The sequence below is a fragment of the Psychrobacter fulvigenes genome (assembly GCF_904846155.1).
In the GTDB taxonomy this organism is placed as follows: Bacteria; Pseudomonadota; Gammaproteobacteria; order Pseudomonadales; family Moraxellaceae; genus Psychrobacter; species Psychrobacter fulvigenes.
Genome location: NZ_CAJGZP010000001.1, coordinates 525242 through 537901, shown reverse-complemented (window position 1 = coordinate 537901; position 12660 = coordinate 525242). Strand labels below are relative to the sequence as shown.

9 protein-coding genes are annotated in these 12660 nt (G+C 44.8%); 3 read left to right on the top strand and 6 right to left on the bottom strand.

Annotation, left to right across the window (positions count from 1 at the left end; translation table 11 throughout):
• Positions 1-47: 47 nt before the first annotated feature.
• Both JMX03_RS02360 and coaBC read right to left on the bottom strand, forming a co-directional pair.
• A complete protein-coding gene (locus tag JMX03_RS02360) occupies positions 48-839 on the bottom strand; it encodes a sulfite exporter TauE/SafE family protein (protein WP_201597714.1) in 792 nt (263 codons plus the stop codon).
• 84 nt (positions 840-923) lie between these two features.
• Positions 924-2312: a bifunctional phosphopantothenoylcysteine decarboxylase/phosphopantothenate--cysteine ligase CoaBC gene (gene coaBC, locus JMX03_RS02355; protein ID WP_201594223.1), complete on the bottom strand. Its 1389-nt coding sequence runs from the start codon at positions 2310-2312 to the stop codon at positions 924-926.
• A gap of 161 nt (positions 2313-2473) precedes the next feature.
• On the opposite strand from coaBC, the gene radC reads away from it, so the two are divergent.
• The 3 genes from radC to JMX03_RS02340 all read left to right on the top strand — a co-directional run bounded on the left by radC (position 2474) and on the right by JMX03_RS02340 (position 8354).
• Entirely contained in the window at positions 2474-3154 is a 681-nt protein-coding gene (radC, locus tag JMX03_RS02350; protein WP_201594221.1) for a RadC family protein, read from the top strand.
• A 342-nt stretch (positions 3155-3496) separates the two neighbouring features.
• Positions 3497-6493 carry an acyl-CoA dehydrogenase gene (locus JMX03_RS02345; protein ID WP_201594220.1) on the top strand — a complete coding sequence of 999 codons (2997 nt, stop codon included), beginning with the start codon at positions 3497-3499 and terminating at the stop codon, positions 6491-6493.
• Between the two features lie 496 nt (positions 6494-6989).
• The gene (locus tag JMX03_RS02340) at positions 6990-8354 is read left to right on the top strand and encodes a dicarboxylate/amino acid:cation symporter (RefSeq protein ID WP_227695133.1); all 1365 of its coding nucleotides are present in this window, start codon (positions 6990-6992) and stop codon (positions 8352-8354) included.
• Positions 8355-8481: 127 nt separating this feature from the next.
• Here the strand turns inward: JMX03_RS02340 and JMX03_RS02335 are convergent, their stop codons facing one another.
• The 4 genes from JMX03_RS02335 to JMX03_RS02320 all read right to left on the bottom strand — a co-directional run bounded on the left by JMX03_RS02335 (position 8482) and on the right by JMX03_RS02320 (position 12592).
• Entirely contained in the window at positions 8482-9237 is a 756-nt protein-coding gene (locus JMX03_RS02335) for a TSUP family transporter (protein ID WP_201594218.1), read from the bottom strand.
• 448 nt (positions 9238-9685) lie between these two features.
• A complete protein-coding gene (locus JMX03_RS02330; RefSeq protein WP_201594216.1) occupies positions 9686-10420 on the bottom strand; it encodes an HAD family hydrolase in 735 nt (244 codons plus the stop codon).
• Positions 10420-11562, bottom strand: a complete 1143-nt coding sequence (locus JMX03_RS02325; protein WP_201594214.1) for a TIGR03364 family FAD-dependent oxidoreductase — start codon at positions 11560-11562, stop codon at positions 10420-10422. The genes JMX03_RS02330 and JMX03_RS02325 overlap by 1 nt, the downstream gene beginning before the upstream one ends.
• Before the next feature lie 37 nt (positions 11563-11599).
• Positions 11600-12592 (bottom strand): extracellular solute-binding protein, encoded by a 993-nt coding sequence (locus JMX03_RS02320; protein WP_201594212.1) that lies wholly within the window; start codon positions 12590-12592, stop codon positions 11600-11602.
• Positions 12593-12660: the final 68 nt, after the last annotated feature.

Genomic DNA, 12660 nt, shown 5'->3' with positions numbered 1-12660 from the left:
TATAACTGTTTTATTTTCAATTAACTATACGCTACGCCAATTTGCCTCTATACCAATTTTAATAGCGCTGTAATTCCCTGCCAGCCCACCCGTAATCCTAGCACTGTCAATATAAGCAAGATAAGCTGACGAAATCGTGCTTGCGGTAAGTAACGACGCAGACGAATGCCTACTAATAACACCCCGATAGACAGCACACTTAGTAGTACTATCAGCTGCCACTCCCTACTACTCAGCGCCATGATGGGCTCGCGAAGGACGATAATTTGCGCAATCTTTCCCAACAGATAACACATGTTACCGACTTTGGCGATGGTGTTTTTATCATCGCTTGCCGACAGCAAATACATCATCAAGATAGTCGACATGGCATTGGTCGCACCGCCAATGACGCCTGCGCTGAGTCCCACGACAATCAGCACAAGCTTGGTATCAGGTAGCCGAATTTGCTTACCCAATAGCGAGCTGATGACATAAAAACCAATCACAGCCGCTAACACCACTAAGATATAGGCACTATCTACCCATAGCAACAGCTTAGCGCCCAAAATACTACCGACTAAGCTGGTTAGGGCCGACAGCCAATAACGGCGACCATAATAAATAAAGTTTTGCCAAATACTGCGACCACCGCCGGACAGCCACGTCATTGCATTGAGTAGTAATGACGGAAAGATAACTAAAATGATGGCATGGGGTAACGGATAAATACTGGCTAAGGCGGTCGTAGTCACCAAGGTGATACCCAGACCGCTAATACCATGGAGTAATGAGGCTATCGCGAAGATTGCTATCAGCAATAGCGTTTGATTACTATCGCTGCCCAGCACTTCTGTCATGTCAGACATAGCACGCAAGGCTTTACGCTTAGTTTAGGGCCTACATTTAGATCTATGACTATGTCGATCCATGAAACGACACAACTAACCATTATGACGTTGCCATATTGTCTCACCGATAATCGTCGCCAACTGTGCAGCAATCTTATCTTTACTGGCTTTTTCTAGTGTCACTGTATCGTTTTGATAGCGCTGAGAGAAAAACACCTGCATGGCGTTATCATCACTGGCAAAGCCAATGTCTGAGCGTGAGACATCATTACAAGCGATCAAATCTAAGTCTTTAGAGACCAGCTTTCCGCGAGCATAGTGCTCCACATCTTGCGTCTCTGCGGCAAAACCTACCACAAACATGTCAGGATATGCATGAGAAATCGTCGCTAAGATATCTGGGTTTTTGACTAGACTGAGCGACATCGCATCTTGCGTCTTTTTGATTTTTTGCGGCGCGGCTTCTTCCGTACGATAATCAGCTACAGCCGCAGTGGCAATAAAGATATCAGCATGACGAGGAGTATTCACTTGGGCACTCTGCTGCTCAATATGCTCGTGTGGCTCCTGACAATCACAGTCGTGTTCATGATGGTGTTCATGATCATCACTCTGAACATTCTCAGCCAAAGTCTGCGCATTCTTAGCCAAAGGTAGTAAATGTAGTAACGCAGGATGCGTGCCAGCCACACACTGCTCGACAGTGGTTAGCATCTCTGCCGCAGACAACACATCGATACGCGTGACCCCAAGCGGTGTGGCCAATGTCACCTTACCACCAGCGACTAACGTCACCTGCGCCCCTGCTTCTACGCAAGCTTGCGCCAAGGCAAAGCCCATTTTCCCTGAAGAGTGATTGGACAAATAGCGTACTGGGTCGATTGCTTCAACCGTCGGCCCTGCGGTAATGACGACTGTTTTGCCTGCTAGATATTGTGGGATAGTCTGCTGGGCGTTAAACAAACGCACCTCAGCCAATAACTGCTCAGGCTCAGGCAGGCGTCCTGCGCCCACATCGCCGCACGCCTGCTCACCACTCGCTGGCATAATAATATGGTAATTCATATCGCATAAGGTCTGCACATTGAGGTTTACTGCTGGATGAGCCCACATTTGCTGGTTCATCGCTGGAGCAATAATGACTGGTGCAGTAGTCGCAAGACACACAGTCGTCAACAAGTCATCTGCCATACCCATAGACAGACGCGCCAAGGTATTGGCCGAAGCTGGCGCAATGATGATTAATTCTGCCCACTTAGCCAGCTCGATATGACCCATTCCTGCTTCCGCCTGCTCATCAAGCAAAGAGATATGTACCTCATTACCCGTCAGAGCTTGCAAAGTGAGCGGCGTGATAAAGGCTTGTGCGCCTGCGGTCATAATGACGCGCACCTCAAAGCCTGCTTTAATCAGTAAGCGAGCAAAAACAGCGGATTTATAAGCGGCAATACCGCCAGTGATAGCGAGCACAACATTTGACATAGGCATGGCATCTATAAAAAAGTTGAAAGATAAGAATTGCGCTTATAGTAACAATTATGAGATAAGTTGGGTAAGATTTTATATTCTTATCTTAATTATCATCTTATTCATCATAATATTTACCTGATGCTAACCCACTTTTTAAAGCACAAGGAAAAATAATGGCCATAAAAGACTGGCATGAAGACGACAGACCACGCGAAAAATTACTGAAATTTGGAGCAGCACACCTAACGGATGCAGAGATTTTGGCGATATTCTTGCGTACCGGCACTCAGTCGCAGTCAGCCATTGAGCTTGCTCGGCACCTCATTGATCAGTTTGGCAGCCTTGCAGAGCTGTTGGCTGCTCCTCAAGAGACGGTGTTGGCTTGTCACGGTATCGGCCCTGCCAAATATGCCCAAATAATGGCTTCTCTCGAGATGGGGACGCGCTATCTGGACAGTCAGCTAAAAATGGGACAAGCACTTGGGCGCTCACAAGTGGTCAAAGATTATATCAGTTCCCAACTACGCGGTGAGCACCGTGAAGTCTTTGCCGTGCTGTGCTTAGACAACGCCCTAAACCTTTTAAACTTTGAGATCCTGTTTACCGGTGGTATTTCCTCTTGCTCAGTATGTATCAAGCATGTCCTGCGTCACGCCTTAACCCATGCCGCCAGTCAGTTGATTATCGCTCATAATCATCCACATACAGATGCCACGCCATCAACAGCAGACAACCTACTGACTTATGAGCTAAAAAAAGCCTGCGACCTATTGGACTTGTCGCTTGTCGATCATATTATCGTCGGCCGTAATGATACGCTGTCATATGCTGAAAAAGGCTTGACGCCCTTTTAACTCAATAGCAGCTTCGGAATTGAAGCCATCCATTCGGACTGATACATATTGTCGACATAGCGTAGCATTTTCCCTATTGATAGTTTGCCCAACTCGTTTCATATTAGTAGACAATTTATCTATATAATCGCTAGCTATAATCAATTTATACTTATTATCTTTTATAAAAGCTTATTACAGCTATTAAATAAATAATAAAAAATTTGCTAGAGACACTTTATTAATGATGACTAGTTACGTATTTTATGACTGGTTATTTAAAATTAGTTACTCATTATAAGTTACTTATAATGAGTAACTTCGCTTTCCAATTTTTCATTCACTTTTGCTAAGGAGACAGTCATGACGATTGGCTTATTCATTTTGGCAGTATTTATTCAGTTAGCCGTCGTCTTGGCCATATTTTTACTGTCCTTATCACGGGTTAGTGGCAGTATCGTCGCTATCATTACGGTCCTAGTGACTGCCTTTATTAGTCCATGGTCGCTGATTTTGGGCGTGCCAATTGCACTCTTATGTTTGATGCTTCTTATCTCTCCCGTTCGCCAAGCGCTGATCACCAAGCCTGTCTATAAGGCGCTGGGCAATGCCATGCCTAGCATGAGTGATACCGAGCGTGAAGCACTGGACGCTGGCACCAGTTGGTGGGAAAAGGAGCTGTTTATGGGTGCGCCGAACTGGCGAACCTTTGAAAACTATCCGTATCCACAGCTGTCAGAAGAAGAGCAAAGCTTTATTGATAATGAAGTTGAGATGCTGTGTACGATGCTTGATGAGTGGCAAATCAATGCAGAATATAAAGACCTGCCACCACAGGTATGGCAGTTTATTAAAGACAACGGCTTCTTGGGTCTCATCATCCCAAAAGAGTATGGTGGTCTTGAGTTCAGCTCTTATGCGCAAAGCCGTGTGATGAGCAAGATTGCTTCACGCTCGCCAACCGCAGCAGTCAGCTGTATGGTGCCAAACTCACTCGGCCCTGGTGAGCTGCTGATGCACTATGGGACAGAGGAGCAAAAGCAATATTGGTTACCAGGTCTGGCTAGAGGTGAGGAGATTCCTTGCTTTGGTCTCACAGGCCCTGAAGCTGGCTCTGATGCTGGCGCTATTCCTGACACTGGCGTGGTCTGCTACGGTATCCATGATGGGCAATATATGCTCGGTCTAAACATGAATTTTTCCAAGCGCTGGATCACACTTGCCCCTATCGCAACTGTTGTGGGGCTTGCCTTCAAGATGCATGATCCAGAAGGTCTGCTTGGTGATCCTAACAAAACTGATTATGGCATTACCTGTGCATTAATCCCTGCTAGCCATGATGGTGTTGTCATTGGCCCGCGTCATTATCCTAGTGGCTCGCCCTTCATGAATGGTACTGTCGATGGTACGGATGTCTTTATTCCACTCGATTACATTATCGGCGGCGTTGACAATGCTGGACGTGGTTGGCGCATGCTGATGGAATGCTTGGCGGTTGGTCGCGGCATCTCCTTGCCTGCGTTATCGACTTCTGCCAGTGAGATGAGCTACCTATCCGTTGGTGCATTTTCCAAAGTGCGTGAACAGTTCAAAATCTCCGTCGGTAACTTTGAAGGTGTGCAAGATGCGACCAGTCGCATTGCTAGTCACACTTATATGTTAGAGGCTTTTCGTCATCTGGTTACTTGTGGTCTCAATCAAGGCGGTACCCCGTCAGTCATGACTGCGATGGCAAAATACTATGCCACCGAAACCATGCGTAAGGTCGTCAACGACGGTATGGATGTAGTTGGTGGCCGCGCCATTCAGATGGGCCCACGCAACTTTTTGGCCATTCCTTATCAAGCCATTCCTGTTTCGATCACCGTTGAAGGCGCAAATATCCTGACCCGCTCGTTGATGATTTTTGGTCAAGGAGCGATGCGCTGTCACCCCTATTTATTTGATGAGCTGCAACTGCTGCAAAGTGACGATAAAGACAGCGCGCTTGAGAAATTTGATGACTTATTCTTTAAGCATCTGGGCTATACCTTCAATCGCGGTGCCAAAGCCTTTGTCGCAGGTTATGTCGGCGGTAGTAGTAAAGCGCCAAGCTATGCTGATGGCTTTACCCGCCCTTACTACAAGCATATCAACCGTTTGAGCGCCAGCTTTGCGCTCACAGCAGACATGGCTCTCGGCTTGCTTGCAGGTGATCTCAAGCGCAAAGAGATGCTCTCTGGTCGCCTTGCCGATATCCATAGTCATTTATTTATCGCCACTGCTATCCTGCAGTTTTATCAGCATGGCAGTAAGTCAGAAGCTGAACGCTTGCATGCTGAGGTTGCCCTTCAGCATAGCTTATATACTATCCAAGAAGCTTTCGTCTCTTTCTTTGCCAACTTCCCAAATCGCTTGGCGGCAAATGTCGTTGGCTTCGTGACTTTTCCAAGTGGCCGCATCTTTACTCCAGCCAGTGACGAGTTGAAACGCAAACTGGGCGATACCTTTATGGATGACTTCGAGGACAACCCATTTCGCGACTTTCTCAAAACCATGGTTTACTACAATACTGATCCTGAAGACGTCACTGGTCGTATGGAAAATGCTTATCAAACCTTGCTGGCGATTGAACCACTTTGGAAGCAATTCAAAAAAGCAGAACATGATGGTGACTTTGAAGGCTTAACTTTTGAAGATCACGTAGTCTATGCTAGCCAAAATGGTGATATCACTGAAGAGGAAGCTGAGCAGCTGATTCATTATAATGGGCTACGTTTTGACTCGCTATTGACCGACGTGTTCGATGAGCATCTCTTGCAGGCGCAAGAGCGGATCAATCCGCACAGTCTAGAAAATGCGGTGCATCAGTTGACCGACTATGCCCAAATCAAGAGCGATGCACAGAGTAGAAACAAGCAATTGGCAGCTGAACAGCAAGCTCAAGAAGAGACCCTGACAGACAGTCTAGAGACTGACCAAGCTAGCAGCGATGAAGCTCCTACAGATGACATAGAGACAGTGGCGACAGATATCGATGACAAAACTGGTGATGATAATCCCAATCACGGCTATGAAACTGACGGCGACGTCACGCTAGTCGGTGAGCAAGACACTACAAAAGAAGTTCACGCGCAGACTGACTTTAACGATTCGGACCCTCAGGTAGAAGTGCTTGACCACCGTGTCCGCGATGCTGATTCCATATTGAATGAGCGCATGAACTACAATCATAATCGCCGCAAACGTGCCGCTGAGTCTAAAGCCTTAGGTAAAGAACTAGGCGCTGACCCTGATCTAACAAAAGCGACTGTCAAATCCATAGAGGACACCCAAAAATTTCAAGATGACTTGCATCATAAAGAAGACGATAAGGTTTAACAGTTTCGTTAAAAAAATAAGGTTAGGAAGCGTTTAGCAATCCTAACCTTTATCATCCTTTATGAATTGTGAGCTTTATTAGGGTCTGTCAGTGCCAAGGTCGAATGTCCAATAGACCCTAAAAGCAAGATTGCCCTTTGACGGCTGTCTTGCTTTTTTTTGGTCATTATTTGTCTCATAGACAGTTGTATAAATATTTTGTTTCATATACCCAACAAACCGTTTAGAATAAAAACAGCTATTTGTGGGCACATAGCGGTGACAAGGAACGTCCATTGAACTTAAATTATAAAAAAATCTTGCAGTACCCTTAACTATTCTTTTATATTGTCCTCGAAAATATAGCATCAAGCGACAAACTCGAAAGACAACCTAAAGAATTTAATAGGCATAACTGTAACTGTGATGGAAACCACTCTCATAATCACATTGATTTGAGCACCGTATATTCACACGATCGTTATGCACAAAAAGGATATGTATTATGTAGAAAAATTTGGGGCTAACGGGCAAGATCATCGTTGCCATGGTGCTCGGTATCGCACTGGGTTTATTTATAAACTATTCTGGACTTAACGCTGAGGGCAGTTTTGTTAACACATATATTACCAATGGTTTTATGGCCATCATCGGTAAGCTGTTCGTCAACTCTTTAAAAATGCTAGTCGTACCATTAGTACTCATCTCACTGATTTGTGGTGTGTGTGGTATCGGTGACATCCGTTTGCTTGGCCGTATTGGTACCAAGACTTTCCTCATCTATATGATGACAACGGCGCTAGCAATCGCGACTGCTATTGGACTTGGCTCGCTATTTGGCATCGGTAAAGGCATGGATATCGCCACCGAAGCAGCATTTGAAGCCAAGTCTGCACCGCCGCTACTGGATGTATTTTCTAACATTATCCCCTCTAACCCCATCAGCGCGATGGCAAATGGCGATATGTTATCGATTATCTTCTTCGCTATCTTGATCGGTATCAGTATCTTAATGGTTGGCAAGCCTGCCAAAGGCTTGGTACAAAGCTTAGAGCTGATTAATGAAGTCATCCTAAAGATGGTGACCATCATCATGAACTTGGCACCATATGGTGTATTTGCCCTTTTGACCAAAGCCATGGCTGAGCTCGGCTTAGATCTGATTTGGTCACTGCTAGGCTATGTCGCTGTACTGGTTGGCTCACTGGCTTTCCACTTCTTTATAACCATGATGATTGTACTTAAGCTATTTTCTGGCTTATCAGTCAGAACCTTTTTGGCAAAAATGCGTGAAGTACAAATCTTTGCTTTTAGTACTTCAAGCTCGAATGCCACCATTCCTATTACCTTACGCACGATTACCAAGCGCATGGGTGTCAATAACTCAGTCGCGTCTTTTACCGTACCTTTTGGTGCTACCATCAACATGGATGGTACCGCCATCATGCAAGGGACAGCGACCATCTTTATTGCCAATATTTATGGCATTGATTTGGGAGTCACAGAGTATCTAACTGTCATCTTGATGTCTGTACTGGCGTCTGTCGGTACCGCTGGTGTCCCTGGTGTCGGTCTGATTATGTTATCGATGGTATTTGCTCAAGTTGGCTTACCTATCGAGGGCATCGGTCTTATCCTAGGTGTGGATCGTATTCTTGATATGCTGCGTACTGCTGTGAACGTCGGCGGTGATGCTGCAGTGACTGCTATTGTGGCAAAATCAGAAGACAAGATGGACGTGGCTATCTATAATGACCCTGATGCAGGTACCAAAGATGTATTCGACGGTCATATTGATAAAGACAGCAAACGTGAGTTTTCTGAAGTCTTTAGCGATGGCTTGATGGGTAGCGAATATGATGATGTGGATCGTCGCAAATAACCAGAGCATATAAAAGCTAGCTCAATAATTTAACTGAAACAAGTGTTATAAAACACCAAAACCCCAGCCAATTTGGTCTGGGGTTTTGTTTAAAACAGCATTCTTACTAGGGTCTGTTAACTCTAAATCAACCAATGACGTATTTGGTAATCATTGCCAAGCACACCAAAACAATCATAAAGCGAATGAGCTTACTACCACCTTTGACCACCATATTTGAGCCAAAATACGCGCCGATTATTTGCCCAACCATCATCGCCAGCCCCACTTTCCAAATCACATTACCGCCCAAAATAAAAAATATCAGCGAGCCAATATTGGTTGATAAGTTCAATACCTTTGCCGCACCCGTGGCTTCAATAATCTGCCGACCGCGCAAAGCGACATTACCAAGCGCAAAAAACATCCCTGTACCAGGGCCGATATAACCATCATAAAACCCGATGAGTGGCGCGACAACTTTTTGCCACTTGCCTTCTGAGATACGCGGTGCCGCTTCTACTTCGCCAAGTCTGGGCGCAAATAAGGTATAAATACCGATGGCGGCAATCAAAAACGGAATAAGCTTTTCAAGCAAATCAGGGGGTGACATCTGTACTGCGATCGTACCAAGTACTGAACCCAAAAAAGCAGCAATAATGGCAACTTTGATGCGTTGAGGCTTAACGATACCTTTTCTAATCATGGTAATAGACGCTGCAAGCGCCCCTGACGCGGCTTGTAACTTGTTGGTGCCCAATGTCATGACTGGTGGTATGTTTGCCAGCAGCATGGCAGGAATGGTCAGCAAGCCGCCACCCCCTGCGATAGCGTCAATGAAGCCAGCAAGCGCCGCTACCGCAGTGAGCATTAATATAATTTCTAAAGATAACGATAAGTCCATGACTCTGGCCTTGTAATAGAAATAGTCAGCATCGGACCTCTGGTCTGGTGCTAATACATATCAAACTAAAATAAAAATCTAAGGAAGATTTTGATAAAGAAATACTCGAAGAACAGATAGCAATGACTGCTGACACAGTTAAAGCTATCTAACTAAATATAACCGCAGCTCATTTCATTAGCCACTTTGTTTAGAACGCGCCATGATAAAGCCATAGAGCGATACTGTCCAATCACGAATAGGTATTATCCATTTTTTAAAGTTTCAAAGACATCACTATTTTAAGGCTTTCACACTGCGTAGGAGCAGCGAATGCTCAACACAAAAAGGGTCACACTTCTGTGCAACCCTCTTTATCTACAATAAACTGGCATTATTTTAAATTTTGGCTGCTCGCTAAATCTAAATTTAAAACGCTACTATATCTAAATTTAAAACGCTACTATTTCTAAATCAATTCAGCCAAATCAGTCAATTTATCTAATACTACATCTGGTGAATACTTTTCAAGTTGTACCTTGGTCTGCGCTCCAGTCAGAACGCCGATACATAAGCCACAATCAGTATTCTTACCTTCTTCAATATCGATACCACTATCACCCGCTTTTAACACTTTCTTTGAATCCTCAATGCCAAACTTGTCCATCGCCAGCATAATCATATCTGGCGCAGGACGACCATTCGTGACATCGTCCGCAGTAATCAACGCATCAATCTCACGCCCTGCTGACCACCCCAATATATCTAATATTTTATTGGCAGTCTTTGCATCATAGCCCGTATTTAGGACGACCTTTCTATTACTGACTTTTAGCTTGTCAATCAACGTCAATATACCCTCAAACGCAGCTAAGGTATCTTTTGTATAAGCTGTCGCCAAACTGGTTTTAAAGACAGCAAACGCTGTGTTTGTCAGCTGTTCAACCTCAATATCAGGCATATCTAACTGGTTAAGTATGTCATTAATGGCTTGGCGTTTTTCCTTGCCCGCCCCAAATACTAAGCAAATATCCAGATCTACTTGTTTATCAAGTTTACCTGCATCAGCGAGTACCTGATTGATAGCATCCTGCACTGTTTTGTAAACCAAATTATCTTCATTGACGGTCGTACCTGCCATGTCAAAGACACAAAGTGTGATGTTATCGAACTTATCTTTGATGCTCATAATATCTGTACTCATTATTTCGACTCCAATACTAAATCAATTAACTCTTCACCGAACGCAAATCCTGTTGAAGCACCTGTACCGCCAGTCACCGATCCGATAACCACGCCTTTTTCTGGAGACGCTGTGAACACCACATCATCACCGCTGGGATAAACCCCTAACCAATGCTGCACAATATCAATTTCACCTATATCCATCACTTGATGGAATTCATTGATAATCAATTCATCAAGACGCACCTCTCTAAATGGCAGCTCTCTATCACTATAATCATGACTATCACCGATAATGAGAGAGCCATCCGCAGATTGTACAACGATCAGATGCACACCAGCCTTACGCTCGGCTGACTGAATATCATCTAGTAAAGTGATTAACCCTTGAGCTTCAGGTAACTTAGCAAACCCATCGTAGCGAGCAAAGCTTAAATCCGACATCACCGCTGCATTTAACTTAAAGTCTTTTTTGGGCATCACACGCATCATATTGAGCGTGCAAAGTTTGGCCTTAGCCTGCGCCAAGGTATCTGGATATAAACTGTGCAAATCGCTACCAGGGCAAACAACACAATGCTCGGCCTGCAGCGTACCACGGCTGGTATGCACCACTGGCAACTCGATAGAATGGACGGTCGTCTTGTTATAAAAGTCCACGCCATGGATCTGCGCTAACCAGTTAGCTAATTTACTGATAGCGGTCTTTGATTCGACTCTGAGCTCATGAGGGCTATATAACACACCCAAACCTTGTTTAAGATAAGGGGCATTTTCAGCTATTTCAGATTGAGTCAGTAATCGACAAGACGCGCCCATATCTGTCTGTAAAAACGCCTCAGCCACGTCCATCGCTTCTGGACGCTGAATCAGCATATGCAAGCCGCTATGCTCCATTTCAATACCCGCTTGAGGTGCAATATCCGCCCACACGTTACGGGAGTGCATCGCACGTTGCCAATGTGCGCCACTTTGTTGGCCACTGACGGTAACAAAACCAAAATTGCGTACTGATGCATCTTTATTCTGCGACTCCCGCTCTACCAGTGCCACACTCAGTCCTTTTTTGACTGCGGCATAAGCGCTGGCAAGACCGATGATGCCGCCACCGACGATCACCACATCGTATTTTTTTGGGGGTAATTTGGTTGATAACTGCATAGGGGTATTCCTTGGTTTTAACCTCAAAAATTAGAACTTATATCTTTTGACCGTGAAAAAATGCCCTGTGCTTATCTAATAACTCAGCGGTAAGCGGTTCAGCATAGGTTTTTACATTTTTGATTTGGTTCTCAGGTGCCACTGTCTCGCCGTCATAGATGATGTTTGGGTATATCTCTAGCAGTTGAGGCCGTACATTTTTGACGATGACTTCGGCCATTTTCATCGCATTTTGGTTGGTTTTTTCGCCTTTATCGATGATCGCGACTGATTCACTCAGCGTATAGTTGCCTTCGCTTGGGTCAATGTAATCAATGGGCAGACCTTCTGCTTTATTAACGACTGCTTGATGGCGCATACCAAAACCAATGGGCACCTCACCTGCCATGACCTTTTTTAACGGACCTGATCCTGACAGCTCTAAATTTGGCCCCGCGTTGTCACGAATATGATTCATGAGTGTTTGTCCTTCGGCATCCATGCCATACGTAGCGGTGATGTTTTGTACAAATAACCAACCAGTAGACGAGCCATTGGGATCAACCATAGCAATTTTGTTTTGGTAGATGGGCTTTGCCAAATCTTTGGCGCTGGTTGGTCTAGGCAGATTTTGCGCGGCCATCTCTTTGGTATTTAAAATAATTGCCCCAGTAAAACTTAAGATGGGCGCATAGTAACTTGGTACTGCAAGTTGCGGGTTGACCTCAAAGCTGACATCCTTAAACATCGAATGCTTTTCCTGCGCGCTCTCTAAATAAAACGAGCTCATGGTAACCAGATCTGCCTCTGTGTTTTTACCTTCTGCCAACAAGCGCCCGCCCAGCTCACCGGTGCCAAAGGATTGGAAGATATATTGACCCTCATAGCCTGCTTCGTCTAATACCTCTTGAATAACTTCTACCGCTTCTACATCGGCGTTACTATAAATGATGACCTCCTCTGTGCTACTTCCCTTTGAAGACGCTGAGCCACAGCCTGTCAATATCATGCTGCACGTAAGTCCTAGCACTAACGTTTTGAATGGAAACATTTTTTATCCTATAAGTTTTATTGAGTTTTAATGATTACAGTCTTATTTGTATGGTCGATAACGATCAG